Below are 21770 nucleotides of genomic sequence, written 5' to 3'. Positions count from 1 at the left end.
GGCCGGCCGCCGCGATCAGCGGTCGAGGTCTTCCCACTCCAGCTCCAGATCCGCTTCCAGCTCATCGATGTCGTGCTGGTCTAGCTGGAGCAGGGGCAGGTCCGACGGAGTGCGCCCGCCCGTGCCGGGCCGATCGACGTGGGCGATGAGTCCACTCAGGACCGCCAACCAGTCCTGCGCCAGGTCGTGCACCGCTTCACGGCTGGTAACGGCGGTGTGCCAGGACCACGTCGCGCTCAGCAACGGACCGTCGGCACCGTCCTCCACGACCGCGTTGATCTCGATGCCGTGCCCCACGCGCAACGCCGGGTCGGCACCACCACCGAGCGCATCGACCTCCGGGGCCCAACCCCATTCGCCACCGGCAGACGCGCCGAAACGCCCCAGGTAGTTGAACGCGATCTGCGGACGCGCGAACCTCGCGAGCTCCGGCGCGGTGTCCGGGTTGAGGTACCGCAGCAGCCCATAACCCAGCCCGTGATCAGGAATCATCCGAAGCTGCTCCTTGACCTGCTTCAACACCGTCCCCAAACCCGGACCTCCGGAGGTGACCTCCCGCCAGTCCAGGGCGCCGGGGTCCAGCAGCACCGGGTGCAACGTGGTGAACCAACCCACCGTCCGCGTCAGATCGACCCCCGGGACGACCTCCTCGTACCGGCCGTGCCCCTCCACATCGACCAACACACCACCCGGCGTGCCCGCGCGATGCCGCACGGCCAACACCAACGCCGTCAGCAACACATCATCGACACCGGCGAAGAACGCCGCAGGAACCCTCGCCAGCAACGCCGCCGTCCGCTCCACCGGCAACGACACCGTCAACGACTGCGTCCCCGCAACCGCGTCCCCGTTCTCAACATCGCGATCGGTCACACGCACACCGGGATGTGCCAGAACGTCTTTCCACACCGGCAGCTCCGACACCCGTGATTCCGCCAGCTCCCGCAACAGACCGGCCCACTGGCGAAACGACGTACCCACCGGCTGCAGCTCGACCGACCGCCCCGAGAGCAGCGCATTACACGCCTCCCCCAGATCCGACACCAGCACCCGCCACGACACCCCATCGACCACCGCATGATGGGCCACCACCAGCAACCGGCCAGACCGCGAACCACCGCCGTCCAACCAGACCGCCCGGAGCATCACACCTCGCGCGGGATCCAAACCGGCCGCAGCCGCCTCGCCCCGCCCGGCGAGCGCCGAAGCCCAATCGACGGCTTCGGGCACCACTACCCGCTCCACCAGATCGGCGACGTCCACCGACCCCGCCGGCGGCACGACCAGGCCCCGCTCACCCAACCGAGCCCGCAGCAGATCATGCCGATCCACCACCGCTCCGACGGCGCCCGTCAACACGTCCAGCGACAAGCTCGCCGGAACCTCCAGCACCACCGACTGGTAGAAGACCGACCCCAGCCCACCCCGCTCGCCCAGCCAGCACATCACCGGCGTCGACGCCACATCCCCCACCCCGGAAACCACCGAGGCCGACACCGAACCCGACGACGCCACAACCGCCAGTTCCGCGGGCGTCCTGCACTCGAACACCTGACGAGGACTCAGGACCAGACCGACCCTGCGCACTCTGGCGACCAGCTGCATCGAGGCGATGCTGTCCCCGCCCAACTGGAAGAAACCGTCCTCCGCGCCGACCTCGGCGACCCCCAACACCTCGGCGAACGCCTCGCACAAGAGCCGTTCCCGATCGGTGCGAGGACCGCGGCTGGGCCCGGTGGTCACCGCGGGCGCGGGCAAGGCTTGCCGATCGAGTTTCCCGTTGGAGTTCAGCGGGAAGCTCTCCAGCACCACCACTGCGGACGGCACCATGTAGTCGGGCAGGGCCCGGGCGACGTGATCCCGCAGCACATCCGGCTCGCAGTCGTCGCCGGTCGGCACCACGTAGGCCACCAACCGCTTCTCCCCCGGCCGGTCCTGCCGGACCACCACCGCACTGCGAGCCACGTGCGGGTGGGCCGTCAGCACTGCCTCGATCTCGCCCGGCTCGATCCGGATGCCGCGGACCTTCACCTGGTCGTCGACCCGGCCGACGAACTCCAGCTCGCCATCCCGGTTCCAGCGCACCAGGTCACCGGTCCGGTACATCCGCTCCCCAGCGGCGAACGGATCCGCGACGAACCGCTGGCCGGTCAGCCCAGCCCGCTCCCAGTAGCCCCGCGCCAACCCGCTGCCCGCGATGTACAGCTCCCCCACCACGCCAGGGGCGACCAGCCTCAGCTCGGGATCCAGCACGTGCACCCGCGTGCCGGGCACCGGCCTTCCGATCGGCGGGGCGCCGTCCAGGTCGTCGTCGGAGGACCAGATCGTCGAGTACACCACCGTCTCGGTCGGACCGTAGATGTTGGCCACCCGGCAGCCGGGGAAGACCGCGCGGATGCCGTCGTACAACTCGGGTGGAACCGGCTCCCCGCCGAGCACGACCGTGTCCACTCCCGGACGCCGTTCCTGCTCCTGGACGACCCTGGCGAACACCGACGGCACGCCGCTGACCAGCCCGCCACGCGGTGGTCCGTCCGCCAGGGCCAAGAGGTTGGGGACCACCTCGACCGCGCCACCGACCATCAGCGGCACGAGGATCTCGAACACGGAGAAGTCGAAGCCGAGCGGAGTCGCCGCCAGCACCCGGCCCAGGCTGTCCACGCCGATCGTTTCCCGCACGCACGCGACCAGGTCGACGACGTTGGCGTGCGCGACCATGACGGCCTTGGGCTGCCCGGTGGAGCCCGAGGTGTACATCACATAGGCGATGTTCTCCGGGTGCGGCGTCGATCGGCCCGGCGCGGCTGCCCCCGCACGGCCCGCAAAGGTGGCTGGATCGTCGAGCAGCACGGTCGCCACGTCGGCACGCATCCCGCCGGAGCCGTTGGTGATCAGCAGCGCCGGCTTGGCGTCTGCGAGCACGAAGTCGATCCGCTCAGCGGGGTGGTCCAGATCGATCGGCAGATAAGCGCCGCCGGATTTGAGCACCGCCAACATCGACACGACCATGTCGATCGACCTCGGGAGCGCCAGCGCGACCACGGATTCCGGCCCGGCCCCGAGCTCCACGAGCAGGCCGGCGAGCCGGTTCGCCCGGTCGTCGAGCTCCGCGTACGTCACCGATTCGCCGCCGCAGACGACCGCCACCGCATCGGGTGTCCGCTCGACCTGGGTCCGGAACAGCTCCGGCAGCACGGTCTCCTGGGTGCCGGTCTGGCGCCCGTTCCACTCGTCGAGCAGTTGGCGGCGTTCTGCGCTGGAGAGGAGGTCGAGCCGGCCCACCGGCCGGTCGGGATCGGCGATGATCGATTCCAGGACGCGTTGGAGCCGGGCGGACTGCGCCTCGATCGTGGCGTGGTCGAAGACATCGGGCCGGTAGCCCAGGCGCAGGCGCAGGCGCGGCCCCGGGATCGCTACCAGGTTCAGCGCGTAGTGGGTGGCGTCCCAACCGGACACCGCCCCCACCTGGAGCTCGGATTCCGGGTCGATCGCCTCGTCGGGGTCGATCGGGTAGTTCTCGTAGACGGTGGCGGTGTCGAACAGTTCCCCGGTACCGACCTGCCGCTGGATGTCGGCCAACCCGAGGTACTGGTGGTCCAACAACCTGGCCTGCTCATCCTGGAACCGGACGAGAAAGTCCACGACGGACTCCGACGGATCCAATCGAACCCGAACCGGAATCGTATTGATGAAAAGCCCCAACACCGACTCCACCCCTGGAAGCTCCGGAGGACGACCCGACACAGTGGACCCGAACACCACATCCCCACGACCGGTCCACCGACTCAGCAACAACCCCCACGCACCCTGCACCACCGTGTTCAGCGTCAAGCCACGCTCCCGAGCCCACTCCACCAGGTCGGCTGTCAGCCCTTCCGGAACATCCAGCACGAACCGCTGTGGAACAGCCGAAACTCGATCCCCGGGGCCGAGCAGCAGCGGCTGAACGCCTTCCAGCGCCTCAGCCCACGCGCCCAGCGCCGCGTCATGATCACGATTCGCCAGCCACGCGAGGAAATCCCGGTACGCCCCCGGAGCCGGAATCCCGGACCCATCCGCCCGCGCCCGGTACAGGGCGAACAGCTCGCGCACCAGAAGCGGCATCGACCAGCCGTCCAGCACGAGGTGGTGGTTGGTCAGGACGAGCCGGGAACGACCTTCTCCCAGTCGTACCAACGTCATTCGCAGCAATGGACCCCGCTGCACGTCGAAGCCGTCCGCCCGGTCCGCCGCCAGCAGCCGAGCCAACTCCGCCTCGCGCTCGGCCTCCTCGCAAGACGACAGATCCACCTCGGACCAGGCGACAGCCGACTCCCGGGGCACCACCTGGACCGGACGGCTCAACCCCTCGTGGACGAAACACGCCCGCAAGTTCGGATACCGCTCCAACAGCACGTCCCCGGCACGCCTCAACCCGTCCCCATCCACCTCCCCCAGCAGCTCGAACGCCAACTGCACGACATACACATCCCCCAGGCCATCGTCGTAGACGGCGTGGAACAGCAGTCCTTCCTGCAACGGCGAGAGCGGAAGGACGTCGGCCACCTCGCCGACCACCTCCTCCACCAGAGCGGTCTCAGCCTCGTCGAGCACGACCGAAGCCGAATCGGCTGTCCGCTCGTGCGTGCCGTTCTGCTCCTCGGCGACCAAAGCCGCGAGCGCCGCGGGAGTCTTGTGCTCGAAGATCTGCCGCGGGCTGATGACCACCCCGTCCCGGCGGGCGCGGCTGGACAGCTGGATCGACATGATGCTGTCCCCGCCCAGCTTGAAGAAGCTGTCGTCGACGCCCACGCCCGGCACGCCGAGCACCGCCGCGAACAGCTCGCACAGCAGCTCTTCCCCCGGTGTCCGGGGTTCGCGGCCCGACGTGGTGCCGCCGAAGTCCGGCGCCGGTAGCCGTCGCCGGTCCAACTTCCCGTTGGAATTCAGGGGAAGCCGGTCCACGGCGACGATCGCCGCCGGGACCATGTGCGCGGGCAGCCGCTCCTCGACGTAGGGCTGCAACGCCGTGATGACCGCACCCACCTCGCTCGACGACGCTGGGTCGTTGGCGTACGCCGACCAGGGACGCCCGGCACCCCCGGTGGAGGGGTGCGACCGGCCGTCGCCCAGGATGTCGCTGCGAACCAGCACGGCATCGAGCTCTTCCGCCGCCCTCGACCACGTGAGCGCCGCGCGGTAGCCGGTCTCCGCCGCCAGCTCGTTGAATTCCTCGGGGTCCGGCTCGGCACCGGCCACATCCCGCACCAGCTCGGCTCGCGCGGATTCGACGTCCGCGCCGTGCTCGACCGCCCGCACGGCCGCCAGGTCCGTCGTCAAGCGGGCATTGGGAATCCCGGAGACGCTCAGCCGCTCGGGCCGGGTGCTGGAAAGCACCTCGCGCAGACCGACGAAGTCCCGGACATCGCGCCCCCACCTCAGTTCGAGCGGTTCCGCGACATCACCGGTCGGGCCGACGACACCGGTCGTCTTGCGCAGGACCGCGTCGTAGCGGTAACGGGTGAGCTCGTTGTGGCCCGCACCGCGCTTGATCCGCACATCGATCTCGCCCACGTCCTCGACGACGTCGCGGAACCGCGCGAAGAAGTCGGGCGCGACCAGCAGCTCCTTTTCCTGCAAGATGTTCTGCTCGACCGACCTGCGCAGGACCTCCGGCGGCGTCGAGCCGTCCGCCCGGCCGAGCTCGACGGCGGTGGCGAAGCACCTGAGCAGCCGGAGGTTGCGCACGTCCCCGACGAAGACGGCGCCGCCCGGGCGGAGGAGCCGAACGGCAGCGGTCAGCACTTCGACCAGGTAGTCGACGCTGGGGAAGTACTGGACCACGGAGTTGATGACGATGGTGTCGAAGAAGTCGGTGGGAAGGTCGTCGAGCACGTGCGCGGGCCGGCACAGCAACTCCACGTTCGCGTAACCGGCATCTCCGTCGAGCCGGTCTCGCAGCGCCTCGACCACCACGGGCGAGAAGTCGGTCGCCCAGTAGGACTCGCACCTCGGCGCCAGCTGCGACATCAGCAGGCCGGTGCCGACGCCGATCTCCAGGATCCGCTCCGGGGCGAGCGACGCCACCCTCTCCACCGTCGCGTCGCGCCATTCCCGCATCTCGTGCAGCGGGATGGGGAGGCCGTCGTAGCTGCTGTTCCAACCCGTGAAGTCGGCACCGAACTCGGCGGCGGGACCTTCCCGGTACAGCTCGTCGTAGACCACTCGCCATTCGCCGACCTTCCCGTGGTCTGCCTCGCCAGGCTCCCGCCGGCCGGCGTCGGGCACGACGTAGGCGATGAGCCGCTTGTCGCCGAGTTGGTCTTCGCGGACGACTGCCGCGGCCTGCGCGATCTGCGGGTGGGAGGTCAGGGCCGTCTCGACCTCGCCGAGCTCGATCCGGAAACCGCGCACCTTCACCTGGTCATCGACCCGGCCGACGAACTCCAGCTCGCCATCCCGGTTCCAGCGCACCAGGTCACCGGTCCGGTACATCCGCTCCCCAGCGGCGAACGGATCCGCGACGAACCGCTGGCCGGTCAACCCGGCTTGACCGAAGTAGCCCCGCGCCAGTCCGGCCCCGGCCAGGTGGAGCTCTCCGACCGCGCCTGGTGGGACCAACCGCATTTCGGCATCCAGCACGTAAACCCGGGTGTTCGAGATCGGCCGGCCGATCGGCGGCGCTCCGACCGGCCGGGCGTCGTCGCAGAACCACGCCGTCGCGTAGACCGTCGCCTCGGTCGGCCCGTAAATGTTGGCCACCGAGCAGTCCGGGAACACCGACCTCACCCGCGACAACAACGAGCCCGGCAGCCCCTCGCCCGCCAGCACCAACGTCTCCAGGCCCGGAGCCTCCAACTCGCCCCACGCCCCCAGCAGGCCTGCGACGGCCGACGGAACACCGCTGACGAGAGAAACCTCGGACAGCAACTCCGGCGAATCCGCCAAGGAGAGCAGATCGTCCACCAGCACGACGCGCCCACCCACCGTCAACGGCACCAAGATCTCGAAAACCGAAACATCGAAGTTCAACGACGTCGACGCCAACACACACCGCAACCGATCGCCGAACGCCTTCGCAGCCCACGCAGAAAGCCCCGCGACACTCGAATGCCCGACCACGACCCCTTTCGGCCGCCCCGTCGAACCCGACGTGTACAACACATACGCCGCATTCCCCGCAGCCAACGGACCAACCCGATCCCCATCCACCAGATCCGCACCCGAGAACCCGGCCGCCACCGGGTCGTCCACCACCACAACGGGCAGGGCCTCGTCGGAAAGGCCGACCTCGACCCCAGAAGCCGTCAACAGCAACACCGGCTTGGCGTCGTCGAGCATGAACTCAATTCGCTCGGCGGGATAGTCGAGGTCGATGGGCAGGTACGCGGCTCCGGCCTTGAGAACGGCCAACACGGCGACAACCATGTCCACCGACCTCGGAAGCGCCAACGCAACAACAGACTCCGGCCCAGCACCCCGCGCGACCAAACAACGAGCGAGCCGGTTCGCCCTCGCATTAAGCTCCCCGTACGTCACCGACACACCACCACACACCACCGCAGTCGCCCCCGGCGCCCGCACAACCTGCGCCTCGAACAACTCCGGCAATGCGACCGCCGGAACGCTGGTACGGCTCCCGCTCGATTCTGCGAGAAGCCGGTGGTGTTCGGCGTCGGTGAGGATGTCGATGCGTCCCACGTGCTGGTCAGGTTCGTCGACGACGGTTCGCAAGATCTCGACGAGACGTCCGGCGAATCCTTCCACCGTGGAGCGGTCGAAGACATCAGGTCGGTAACCGAACCGCAGCCGGAGCCGCTCGCCGGGCATCACCACGAGGTGGAGCGCGTAGTGGGTGGCATCCCAGCTCGACACCGACGCAACGGTGATCGCTGAGGACGGGTTGAGCACCTCGTCGGGGTCGAGCGGGTAGTTCTCGAATGCGATGGCGGTGTCGAACAGTTCCCCGGTACCCACCTGCCGCTGGATGTCGGCCAACCCGAGGTACTGGTGGTCCAACAACCTGGCCTGCTCATCCTGGAACCGAACGAGAAAGTCCATGATGGACTCCGACGGATCCAATCGAACCCGAACCGGAATCGTGTTGATGAAAAGCCCCAACACCGACTCCACACCCGGCAGCTCCGGAGGACGACCCGACACAGTAGACCCGAACACCACATCCCCACGCCCGGTCCACCGACTCAGCAACAACCCCCACGCACCCTGCACCACCGTGTTCAGCGTCAACCCATGCTCCCGAGCCCACCGGGCCAGGGTCGTCGTCAAGGGCTCGGGCAATTCCAGCGAGCATTCGTCCGGCAGCACGGGAGCCCGATCGCCCGAACCCACCAACAGCGGCTGGGCGTCCTCCAACGCTTCGGCCCATGCTCCCAGCGCCGCGTCACGATCACGATTCGCCAGCCACGCGAGGAAATGCCGATATCTCCCCGGAGCCGGTAGATCGCTGTCGTCGCCGCGCCGCTCGTACAGGGCGAACAGCTCGCGAACCAGCAGCGGGAGCGACCAGCCGTCCAGCACGAGGTGGTGGTTGGTCACCACCAACCGGGAACGCCCCTCCCCCAGATGAACCAGCATCAGCCGCAGCAGCGGACCCCGCTGCACATCGAACCCAGCGGCCCGATCCCGCTCCAGCAGTCGCGTCAACTCGCGCCCGGCTTCTTCGCAATCCGAAAGATCCACTTCGGACCAGCCGATACCCGAATCCCGCGGTACGACCTGAACCGGACGGCTCAACCCCTCGTGGACGAAGCATGCCCGCAAGTTCGGATACCGCCGCAACAACACGTCCCCGGCGCGCCGCAACGCCTCCCCATCCACTTCACCCGCGAAGTCGAACACCAGCTGCATCACATACACATCGCCCCCTCCCCCGTCGTAAACGGCGTGGAACAGCAACCCCTCCTGCAACGGCGACAGCGGCAGAACGTCTTCGAAATCCGGGCCGGTCATTTGGAGTCCTTCCACCAAGATTCAAGTCGCTCGATGTCGTGCTGGTCGAGTTGGAGCAGGGACAGGTCCGACGGAGTACGTCCACCTGTTCCGGGCCGATCGGCGTGGGCGCGGAGTCCATTCAGGACGGCCAGCCAGTCCTGCGCGAGGTCGTGCACGGCTTCGCGGCTGATGACATCGGTGTGCCAGGACCACGTCGCCGTCAACCGCGGCCCGTCGGCACGGTCTTCCGCGATCGCGTTGATCTCGATGCCGTGCCCCACGCCCAGCCTCGGGTCCGCACCACCGCCGAGGGCATCGGCTTCCGGCGCCCAGGCCCACTCACCGCCGCCAGCCGCGCCGAATCGCCCCAGGTAGTTGAACGCGATCTGCGGACTTGCCGGCCTCACGAGCTCTGGTGCGGTGTCCGGATTGAGGTACCGCAGGAGTCCGTAGCCCAAACCGTGATCGGGAATCGCCCGAAGCTGCTCCTTGACCTGCTTCAACGCTGTTCCCAGAGCGGGGCCTCCGGTGGTGATCTCGGCCCAGCCGAGCTCGCTGGGATTCAGCAGCACCGGGTGCAACGTGGTGAACCAACCCACCGTTCGGGTCAGATCGACCCCCTGGAACACCTCCTCGTGCCTGCCGTGCCCTTCCACATCGACCAGCACGCCACCCGCCGAGCCGGTGTGGTGCCGCACGGCCAACGCCAGCGCCGTCAGCAACACGTCGTCGACGCCGGCGAAGAACGCCGCAGGGACCCTCGTCAGCAACGCCGCCGTCTGCTCCGCAGGCAGTGAGACGTTCAACGACCGCACTCCTGCCACCGTGTCCCCGCCCGCAACGTCGCGATCGGTCACACGCACGCCGGGATGGGCCAAGACCTCTTTCCAGAGCGGCAGCTCCGACGCCCGCGATTCAGCGAGCTCGCCCAGCAGACCGGCCCACTGGCGGAACGATGTGCCGACCGGCTGCAACTCCGCGGGCCGCCCTGAGGCCGATGCCCGGTGCGCTTCCCGCAGATCCGACACCACGACGCGCCACGACACCCCATCGACCACCAGATGATGGGCGACCAGCAGAAGTCGTCCTGGTCGTGAGCCGCCCGCGTCCAGCCAGACCGCCCGGAGCATCACACCTCGCGCGGGATCCAAACCAGCCGCCGCGGCTGCCTCCGCCCCCGCCAGCACGACCCGCCAGTCCGGATCCACCTCAGGAACTTCGGTCCGCTCCACCAGGTCGGCAGCATCGACCGACCCCACCGGCGGCACCACCAGACCCCGCTCACCCAACCGAGCCCGCAACAGATCATGACGATCCACCACAGCCCCGAGAGCCGATACCAAGGCCCCCAACGACAATCCGGCCGGAACCTCCAGCGCAACCGACTGGAAGTAGGCCGCCCCCAGATCACCCCGTTCGCCCAGCCAATGCATCACCGGCGTCAACGCCACGGCCCCGACCCCGGAAACCACCGCGGCCGGCGCCGAACCCGATGCCGCCACCGCCGCCAGTCCTGCCGGAGTCCGGTGCTCGAACACCTGGCGCGGACTCAACACCAAACCAGCCCTGCGCAATCTGGCGACCAGTTGGATCGACAAGATGCTGTCCCCGCCCAGCTGGAAGAAGCTGTCCTCCGGGCCGACGTCGGCGATCTCGAGCACCTCGGCGAACGCCTCGCACAACAGTCCCTCCCGCGCGGAGCGTGGACCTCGTCCTCCCCCTGCCTTCACCTCGGGCGCGGGGAGCGCCTCCTGATCCAGTTTCCCGTTGGCGTTCAACGGCAATCGGTCCAGCAGCACGACCGCGGTGGGCACCATGTAGTCGGGCAGGGCCCTGGCGACGTGATCCCGCAGCACATCCGGCTCGCAGCCGTCACCGGTCGGCACCACGTAGGCCACCAACCGCTTCTCCCCCGGCCGATCCTGCCTCGCGACGACGACGGCGTGAGCCACTCGCGGGTGGGAGGTCAGGGCGGTCTCGACCTCGCCGAGCTCGATCCGGAAGCCGCGCACCTTCACCTGGTCGTCGACCCGGCCGACGAACTCCAGCTCGCCATCCCGGTTCCAGCGCACCAGGTCACCGGTCCGGTACAGCCGGCCGCCCGCAGGGCCGAACGGGTCGGCGACGAATCGATTCGCGGTCAGGACCGAACGCCCCGAGTAGCCGCGGGCCAGCCCGCTTCCCGCGAGGTAGAGCTCTCCCACCACACCAGGCGGCACCATCCGCAATTCGGAATCCAGCACGTAGACCCGGGTGTTGGAAATCGGCCGGCCGATCGGCGGCGCCTCCACCGGCCGGTCATCGCGCCAGAACCACGCCGTCGCATACACCGTCGCCTCGGTCGGTCCATAGATATTGGCCACCGAGCAGTCCGGGAACACCGACCTCACCCGCGACAACAACGACGCCGGCAACCCTTCGCCCGCCAGGACCAACATCTCGACGCTCCGCTTCTCCGGCATGTCGCACGCCCCCAGCAGGCCTGCGACGGCCGACGGAACACCGCTGACGAGAGAAACCTCGGACAGCAACTCCGGCGAGTCCGCCAAGGAGAGCAGATCGTCCACCAGCACGACGCGCCCGCCCACCGTCAACGGCACCAAGATCTCGAAAACCGAAACATCGAAGTTCAACGACGTCGACGCCAACACACACCGCAACCGATCACCGAAAGCCTTCGCAGCCCACATCGCCAAACCAACAACACTCGAATGCGCGACCACGACACCTTTCGGCCGCCCCGTCGAACCCGACGTGTACAACACATACGCAGCGTTCCCCGCAGCCAACGGACCAACCCGATCCCCATCGGCTAGATCCGCACCCGAGAACCCGGCCGCCGCCGGATCACCCACCACCAGTCGAGGCACGTCTGGCGGAACGACATCTTCGACATCACCGGCCGTCACCACCAGCGCCGGCTTGATGTCGTCGAGCATGAACCGGATTCGCTCGGCGGGATAGTCGAGGTCGATGGGCAGATAGGCGGCCCCGGCCTTGAGAACGGCCAACACGGCGACAACCATGTCCACCGACCTCGGAAGCGCCAACGCAACAACAGACTCCGGCCCAGCACCCCGCGCGACCAAACAACGAGCAAGCCGGTTCGCCCTCACATTGAGCTCCCCATACGTCACCGACACACCACCACACACCACCGCCGTCGCCCCCGGCGCCCGCACAACCTGCGCCTCGAACAACTCCGGCAGCGCGACCTCCGGAACCTCGACCTCGGCCGCGTTCCAGTCCGCGAGGAGCCGACGGCGCTCCGCCTCGAAGAGGACATCGATGCGCCCCACCCGCTGGTCCGGATCTTCGACAACTGTTTCGAGGATGCGTTGGAAGCGGCCGGCGAGCGTCTCGACGGTGGCCTGCTCGAAGACGTCGGGGCGGTAGCCGAACCGCAGTTGCAGCCGCTCGCCGGGCATCACCGCCAGGTTGAGGGTGTAGTGGGTGGCGTCGAGGCTCTCCGCCGACGTCATCCGCAACTCGCGCATCGGATTCGACAGTTCGTCGAGGTCGATCGGATGGTTCTCGTAGACGGTGGCGGTGTCGAACAGCTCACCGGTACCCCCCTGGCGCTGGATGTCCGCCAAGCCCAAGTACTGGTGGTCCAGCAGCCGCGCCTGCTCCGCCTGCAATCGGGCCAGCATGTCCGCGACGGTCTCCGAAGGAGCCAGCCGGACCCGGACCGGGATCGTGTTGATGAACAGCCCCAACATCGACTCCACACCCGGAAGCTCCGGAGGACGACCCGACACAGTGGACCCGAACACCACATCCCCGCGCCCGGTCCACCGGCTCAGCAGCAGCGCCCACGCGCCCTGCACCACCGTGTTCAGGGTCAGCCCGCTGGCCCGGGCCCATTCCACCAGCCCTGCGGTCAGCTCCTCCGGCAACTCCAGCGAGAACCGCTGCGGTTCGACCGGCGCCCGATCCCCAGAGCCGAGCAACAACGGCTCAACACCCTCCAGCGCCTCCCGCCACGCTCCCAGTGCCGCGTCACGGTCACGATCGCTCAGCCACGCCAGGAAGTCCCGATACCTCTTCGGCACGGGCAAGTCACCATCATCGCCGCGTCGCTCGTACAACGTGAACAATTCACGCACCAGTAGCGGAAGCGACCAGCCGTCCAGCACGAGGTGGTGCGTGGTCACCACCATCCGGGAACGCTCCTCGCCGAGGCGAACCAACATCATCCGCAGCAGCGGTCCCCGCTGCGCGTCGAACCCGGCAGCCCGATCCCGATCCAACAACCGGTCCAGCTCGCGCTCGGTCTCCTCGCAGGCCGACAGATCCACCTCGGTCCAGCCGATATCCGACTCCTCCGGCACGACCTGAACCGGACGACTCAGCCCCTCGTGAACAAAGCACGCCCGCAGATTCGGATACCTCGCGAGCAGCACATCCCCAGCACGGCGCAACCTCTCGCCATCCACCTCTCCCGACAGCTCGAAAACCAGCTGCACCGAATAGACATCGTTCGATCCGTCATCGAAGACGGCGTGGAACAGCAACCCTTCCTGGAGCGGCGACAGCGGGAGGACGTCCACCACCCCACCGACCGCCTCCTCCACCAGCCGAGCCTCGACCGCATCGAGCACGACCAGCACCGAATCGGATTCGCCCGAGGTGTCCGGCGCGGTCTCGAGCACCCCCGCGACGGCCGCCAACGCCGCCGGCGTTCTGTGTTCGAACACATCGCGAGGGGTGATCACCAGTCCGGCGCTCCGGGCGCGGCTCACCAGCTGCATGGACCCGATGCTGTCCCCACCGAGGTCGAAGAAGTTGTCCTCGACGCCCACCTCCGGCAGGTCTCGGATCTCGGCGAACAACTCGCAAAGCAGTTCCTCGCGCGGTGTCCGCGGCGACGCTTTCGCCGGTCCGGAGTCGAAGTCCGGAGCGGGCAGCGCCTTTCGGTCCAGCTTCCCGTTGGCGGTCAAGGGAAGGCTCTCCAGGGGCAGCACCACCGAAGGGACCATGTAATCCGGCAGGCTGCGGGACACGTGATCCCGCAAGTCCGCAGGGTCTAGTTCGCCCGTGCGAGCCACGACGTAGGCAACGAGGCGCTTGTCGCCCGGCCGGTCCTCCCGCGCGGCCACCACGCACTGCGACACCGCCGGATGAGCGGCCAGCACCGCCTCGACCTCACCCAACTCGATCCGGAAACCCCGAACCTTGACCTGATCATCAACCCGACCGACGAACTCCAACTCCCCATCCCGAGTCCAGCGAGCCACATCCCCGGTCCGGTACATCCGCCCACCCGCAGGACCGAACGGATCAGCCACGAAACGCCCCGCCGTCAACCCCGGACGCCCGAGATATCCCCGCGCCACGCCACCACCGGCGATGAAAAGCTCACCTCGCACACCAGGCGGTACCGGACGCAGGCCCACATCCAGGACGTAGACGCGGGTGTTGTCCAGCGGTCGGCCGATGGACACCGAACCCGTTCGGTCGACTTCCGCCGCCGTCGACCACACCGTGGCCTCCGTCGGCCCGTAGAGGTTGACCACCTCACCGGCCAACATCCCCAGCCGGGTCGCCAGGTCCTCCGGCAGGGCCTCGCCACCGGTCAACACGCGAAGCCCACGCAACATCGCCGGAGTCTCGGCCGCCACGACCTGCCACAGGGCTGGTGTGGCCTGCATGACCGTCACACCCCACTCGGCCACCAACCCGGCCAACGCGGGCGGATCCGCCAGCTCGGCCTTGGTCGCGACCACGACCGAGGCGCCGGCGAGCAGCGGCGCCAGCAGCTCCACCACGGCGATGTCGAACGACAACGTCGTCACCGCCAGCAACCGATCCCCGGGTCCTGCTTCCAACCACGGATCGATCGACGAAACGAACCCGCACACGTTCCGATGGGTGACGACCACACCCTTCGGGCGCCCCGACGAACCCGACGTGAACAACACGTACGCCGCATCATCGAGACCCGCTCCGGCCCGGTCCCCGCGAGTGAGCTCCGCATCCGAGAACCCGGCCACCACAGGCGCAGTGCCCGGATCATCCAACACGAGAACCGGAAAGCCCTGCGGCACCACGTGCTCGACTTCGACGGTCGTCACCACCAGCACCGGCTCGGCGTCGGCCAACATGAACCCGATCCGCTCGGCCGGAAAGCCCGGATCGACCGGCAGATACGCAGCACCCGCCTTCAACACCGCCCACACCGCCACGACCATCTCAACCGAACGCGGAACCGCAAGACCCACAACACAACCCGGCCCAGCACCACGACCGATCAGACACCGAGCAAGCCGATTCGCCCGACCGTTCAACTCGGCATACGACACCGACTCATCACCGCACACCACCGCAGTAGCACCCGGCGACTCCGCCACCTGGACCTCGAACAGCTCCGGCAAGGTCGACTCGGCTGCGACCACACCTCGCCCGTTCCACGCCTCAAGCAACTGATCCCGTTCGGCGCCGGTGAGGACGTCGATCTCTCCCAGCCGAATGTCCGGCTCTTCGACAACGGCTTCCAGCACGCGCAGCAGTCGGGCGGCGAGTTGTTCCGCGGTGGCGAGATCGAACAGGTCCGTGCTGAACTCCAGCTCACCGGCGAGCCCCGGCTCGCCCGCGTCACCACTCCGCTCGGTCAGCTCGACGGTGAGATCGAACTTCGCCGCCTCACCTGCCACCGGCAGGGATTCCACTCCAGCGCCGGCAATCTCCAGATCCGTCTGCTCGACGTTCTGGAACGCCAACATCACCTGGAACAGCGGGTGCCGTGCCAGCGACCGATGCGGGTTGACGGCCTCGACGAGACGCTCGAACGGCAGGTCCTGATTGGCATATGCGGCCAGGTCCGTCTCCCGGACCCGCGCCAGCAGCTCGCGGAAACTCGGATCGCCTGATGTATCGGTCCGCAACACCAACGTGTTGACGAAGAGCCCCACCAGATCCTCGGTCGCCTGCTCCGCACGCCCGGCGACCGGACTCCCGATCGGAATATCCGCGCCAGCACCCAACCGCGTCAGCAACGCAGCGAGCCCGGCCTGCACCACCATGAACACCGTCGCCCGGCACTCACCGGCCAAATCCACCAAGCGCGCATACAGCCCCGGGGACACGTCGAAACCCAGCCGCTGACCCGAATGCGAAGCGACCGCCGGACGAGACCGGTCCACCGGAAGGACGATCTCCTCCGGAAGGCCGCGGAGCTCGTCCTTCCAGAACTCCAGCTGGCGAGAGATCAGACTGCCCGGATCTTCCTCACTGCCCAGCACTTCCCGCTGCCACAACGCGAAATCCGCGTACTGCACCGGCAGATCCCGCCAACCCGGTGCCTCACCGGTGCTCCGCTTCGCGTACGCCGTGCCGAAATCCCGCAGCAGCGGCGCCACTGACCACCCATCACCGGCGATGTGGTGCAACACCACCAACAAGACGTGGCCGCCTTCGGCGACGTCCCACGAACGCACCCTGATCGGCGGCTCCACACCCAAGTCGAAAGCCTGCCGGGCTTCCTCGGCCACCACCCGAGCGACCTCGTCGGCGGCGATCTCCGGTACCCCGGTTCCGCCGGCCGCCAGCTCCCACGCGGTTTCGGTGTCCAGGATCCGCTGCCGAGGAACATCGTCCTCGTCCTGCAGGAAGACCGTCCGCAACACCTCGTGCCGCGCCAGGACGTCCCGCGCCGCTTCCTGCAACGCCACGATGTCGACCTCGCCGGACAGCCGCCACGCCAGCGGAATGTGATACGCCGAACCGACCGCGTCCAGCTTGTCCACGAACCACAACCGGTACTGCGCGAACGACAACGGCACCCGCTCCGGCCGCACACCAGCGACCAAGCCCCGGACAGCACCCGCCACTACGTCGCCGCTCTCCATCCGCGCAGCGAGTTCGGCGACCGTTGGCGCCTCGAACACCGCACGCACCGACAACTCCACACCGCACGCGGCACGGATGCGACTCACCAACCGAGTCGCCAGCAACGAATGCCCGCCCAGATCGAAGAAGCCGTCGTCGGCCCTCACCTCCTCCACGCCCAACACCTCGGCGAACAACCCGCACAACAACACCTCGCGCGGCGTCCGAGGCGGCACGTTCCCCGCCGCGGGGCCGGGACCCGGTGCAGGTAGCGCGCGGCGATCGAGCTTCCCGTTCGCCGTCAGCGGCAAATCGTCCAGCACCACCACTGCCGAGGGCACCATGTAGTCCGGAAGGCGTCCGGCCGCGAACGCCCGCACCTCGCCCGGGTCGCAGCCGTGGGCATCGGCCACGATGTAAGCCACCAGCCGCTTGTCGCCGGGCCGGTCCTCGCGCGCGACCACCACGCACCGCGCCACCCGAGGATGCGCGCCCAGCGCGGCCTCCACCTCGCCCGATTCGATCCGGAAGCCACGAACCTTCACCTGGTCATCTGCCCGGCCGACGTACTCCAGCTCGCCGTGCCGGTTCCAGCGGGCCAGGTCCCCGCTGCGGTACATCCGCCCACCGGCCGCGCCGAACGGGTCGGCGACGAACCGCTGCCCGGTCAGCCCGGGTCGCCCGGCGTAGCCCCGCGCCACTCCCGCGCCGGCGACGTACATCTCGCCCACCACGCCCACCGGCACCGGTTCCAGGTTCGCGTCGAGCACGTGCACCCGCAGGTCGGCCAGGGGACGGCCGATCACGCCGCGCCCGCCATCACCGGCCCCGATCTCGGCATGGGTGACGTGCACGGTCGTCTCGGTGATGCCGTACATGTTCACCACCACCGGACCGTCACCCCGATCCGGAACCCGGCTGCTGTCCAGCGCCTCACCGCCCAGGACCACGTACCGGACGCAGCCCCGCTCCCAAAGGCGGCCATCCCGAGCTTCCCGCACCAGCTGGTAGAACGCCGACGGCGTCTGGTTCAGCACCGTCACGCGCTCCCGGACCAGCAGCTCGGCGAACTCGCCGGGAGAGCGCGACACCTCCCACGGGACGACCACCAGCCGACCGCCGCACGAGAACGCGCCCCACAACTCCCAGACCGAGAAGTCGAACCCGTAGGAGTGGAACAGGGTCCACACGTCGTCGGGGCCGAAGCCGAAGCGGGCTCGACCGACCGCCAGCAGCCGCGCGACGTTGGCATGGGTGACGACCACGCCCTTCGGCCGCCCCGACGACCCCGACGTGAACAACACGTACGCCGCATGACCGGTGTCCAGCGGAAATGCCCGATCCGCATCGGTGAGATCGACACCCGGCATCCCGGCCACCACCTCGGCGGCGGCCGGATCGTCCACTGCCAGCACCGAGAACCCGTGTCCGCGAGGTAGTCCGGCCTCGGCCCGGCGGACCGTCATCACCAGCGCCGGATCGGCGTCGGCGAGCATGAACCCGATTCGCTCGGCGGGCTGGTCCGGATCGATCGGCAGGTACGCGGCACCCGCCTTCAACACCGCCAGCATTCCCACGACCATCTCCACCGACCGCGGGAACATCAGAGCCACCACGGAATCCGGGCCGACGCCGCGGTCGGCCAAGTGCCGGGCGAGCCGGTTCGCGCAAGCGTTCAACTCGGCGTACGACACCGACTCGTCGCCGCAGACCACCGCGACGGCATCGGGCGAATCCGCCGCCTGGGCCTCGAACAATGCCGGCAGGGTCGACACCGGGACGTCCGGTGCTTCCGTCGAGCGTTCGAGGAACCGAGAGCGCTCGTCCTCGGTCAGGACGTCCACGTCGCCGACCCGGACATCGGGGTCGGCGGCAACCGCTTCCAGCACGCGCACCAGCCGGGCCGCGAGTTGTTCCGCGGTGGCGCGATCGAACAGGTCCGTGCTGAACTCCAGCTCACCGGCGAGCCCCGCACCACGCCGCTCGGTCAGCTCGAAGGTCAGATCGAACTTCGCCGAACCGTCGCCCGCCGACAGGGCTTCTGCCTCGGCGCCGGGCAAGCCGAAGCCCGCCTGCTCGACGTTCTGGAACGCCAGCACGACCTGGAACAGCGGATGCCGGGCAAGGGAGCGCTGCGGGTTGATTGCTTCGACAAGCCGCTCAAAAGGCAGGTCCTGGTGGGCGTAAGCGGCCAGATCCGACTCGCGGACGCGCCCCAGGAGCTCCCGGAAGCTCGGATCACCCGATGTGTCGGTCCGCAACACCAGCGTGTTGACGAAGAACCCCACCAGATCCTCGGTCGCCTGCTCCGCACGACCAGCGATCGGGCTTCCGATCGGAATGTCCGTACCCGCGCCCAACCGCGTCAACAACACCGCCAACGCAGCCTGCACCACCATGAACACCGTCGCCCGGCACTCACCGGCCACACCCGCCAAACCCGCGTGCAACTCCGGCGAGACCTCAAAACCCAACCGCCGACCCGAATGCGAAGCAACCGCCGGACGAGACCGATCCACCGGGAGCGCGATCTCGTCCGGAAGACCACGGAGTTCGCCCTTCCAGAACTCCAACTGGCGCGAGATCACGCTCCCCGGATCATCCTCACTCCCCAAGAGCTCCCGCTGCCACAACGCGAAATCCGCGTACTGCACCGGCAGATCCCGCCAACCCGGCACCTCACCAACGCGCCGCGCGGCATACGCCGTGCCCAAATCCCGCAACAGCGGCACCACCGACCAGCCATCACCCGCCACGTGGTGCAACACCACCGACAGCACGACCTCTTGCTCGTCCACCACGAGGATCCGCGCGCGGACCGGCACCTCGTGGGACAGGTCGAACCACTGCTCCGCGTGGCCGGCCACGACCCGATCGACCTCACCAGCCGAAGCGCGCAACACCGGAACGTCCAGGACGCTCCGCGCCCCGTGGAGCACCTTCTGCTCCGGCACGCCTCCGACCTCGGGCAACACCGTCCGAAGTGCTTCGTGGCGGTCCACCACATCCCAGACCGCTTCGCGGAGGGCCGGAACGTCGACCTCGCCGGTCAGCCGCCATGCCAGCGGAATGTGGTAGGCCGACCCGGCGGCTCCGAGCTCGTCGACGAACCGGAGCCGTTGTTGGGCGAACGACAGCGGAATGCGCTCCGGCCGGTCCCCGGCCACCAACGGCAGACCCGCTCCACCCTCCTGAGCGTCGACCTGCGCAGCGAGCTCCGCCACCGTCGGTGCCTCGAACACCGCACGTACGGACAACTCCACACCACACGCGGCGCGAACACGACTCACCAACCGGGTCGCCAACAGCGAATGGCCGCCCAGCTCGAAGAAGCCGTCGTCGACCCCCACCCCCTCCACGCCCAACACCTCGGCGAACAACCCGCACAGCAGGTCTTCGCGGGGCGTGCGGGGGCCCCGCCCCTTCCCGGTCTCGACCTCCGGAACCGGCAACGCGCCCCGGTCGACCTTCCCATTGGTGTTCAACGGAAAGCGTTCGAGGACCACGACCGCCGAGGGCACCATGTAATCCGGTAGGAGCCGGGCCGCGTTCGCCCGCACCTCGGCCGGCTCGCACCCGTCCGGCACGGCGACGACGTACGCGACCAGCCGCTTGCCTCCCGGCTCGTCCTCACGGACCACCACCACGCACCGCGCCACCCGGGGATCGGCGCTCAGGACGGCCTCGACCTCGCTCAACTCGATCCGGAAGCCGCGGATCTTGACCTGGTCATCGGCGCGCCCGACGAACTCCAGAGCGCCTTCCGAGTTCCAGCGGGCCAGATCCCCGGTCCGGTACATCCGGGAACCGGCGGAGAACGGGTCCGCCACGAACCGCTCGGCCGTCAACCCGGCACGCCCCCAATACCCGCGCGCCACCCCGGCACCTGCGACGTACAGCTCGCCCACCGCGCCCGGAGGCACCGGCAGCAGGCCCGCGTCCAGCACGTGCGCACGCGTGTCGTCCAGCGGACCACCGATCGGGACGCCGTTCCCCAGTTCCGCGCCTGGGCGCACCACCTGGCTGGTCGCGAACGTCGTGACTTCCGTCGGGCCGTACCCGTTCACCAACGTCGTCCGCGGGCAAGCGTCCAAGACCCGGCGGAAGGCCGCGGCCGAAGCGGCTTCCCCACCTGTCCACACCTCGCCCACCTCGGCGAAGACCTCTGGTCGTTCGTCCGCCAAGACGTTGAAAAGGGCTGCGGTGAGCCACAGTCCGGTGATGCGGTGCTCCGCGATCAAGCGATCCAGCGCATGAGCGGTCAGGTCTCCCGGCGGCGCGACCACGACCCGTCCGCCGCGCAGCAGCGGAACCCACAGCTCGTACGTCGACGCATCGAAGGCGCTCGGCGAGTGCACCAGGACGCGCTCGTGCTGCCCGGAGTCCCATGCGCTGTCCGACGCGAGCGCCACCACGTCGGCGTGGGTGGTCGCGACTCCCTTCGGCAGCCCGGAAGAACCGGACGTGTACATCACGTACGCGAGCTGCCGAGGATCGCGTGGAACCGCGGGTTTCGGTGCCGCCCGGTCAGCCGCGTCGTCGAGCACGACGACGTCGATCGACTCGACGAGCTCCGGTGCGGCATCGTCCGTCAGCAGCATCGACGCTGCGGAGTCCCGCAACAGGAAGCGAATGCGGTCCGCCGGGTGACGCGGGTCCAGCGGAACGTACGCCGCGCCCGCCTTCAGCACCGCGAGCAACGCCACGACCAGATCCGCGGAGCGGTCCAGCAGCACGGCCACCCTGGTCTCGCTTCCCGCACCACGCTCCAAGAGGAGTCCGGCGAGGTCGTCGGCGCGGGTGTTGAGCGCGGCGTAGGTCAGCGTGGCGTCCTCGGCCACCACCGCGATCGCTTCCGGAGCGCGAGCGGCCTGCGCCTCGAACAGCTCTGGAACCGTGTTGCCCCGGACAGGATTCAACGCCACCAAGGCCCGACTCCTTCAAATCGTCATCAACCAGGCGGAGACGGCATCGGGGGCCGCCCTGCGCGGTAGGACCGGGCGCAG

At 68.6% G+C, this 21770-nt stretch carries 2 protein-coding genes; both read right to left on the bottom strand.

All coding sequences use genetic code 11. From position 1 onward, the window contains the following. Positions 1-15 precede the first annotated feature (15 nt). Positions 16-8952 (bottom strand): amino acid adenylation domain-containing protein, encoded by an 8937-nt coding sequence (locus AC07FN_RS21930; RefSeq protein ID WP_478397262.1) that lies wholly within the window; start codon positions 8950-8952, stop codon positions 16-18. Further along, complete coding sequence (locus tag AC07FN_RS21925) at positions 8949-21689, bottom strand: amino acid adenylation domain-containing protein (RefSeq protein ID WP_478397261.1); 12741 nt, start codon at positions 21687-21689, stop codon at positions 8949-8951. The genes AC07FN_RS21930 and AC07FN_RS21925 overlap by 4 nt, the downstream gene beginning before the upstream one ends. Positions 21690-21770 lie beyond the last annotated feature (81 nt).

The organism is Saccharopolyspora sp. NPDC045941 (assembly GCF_056431445.1).
The sequence above is the reverse complement of the archived record's forward strand: the minus strand, read 5'-3'. Positions and strand labels throughout refer to the sequence as shown.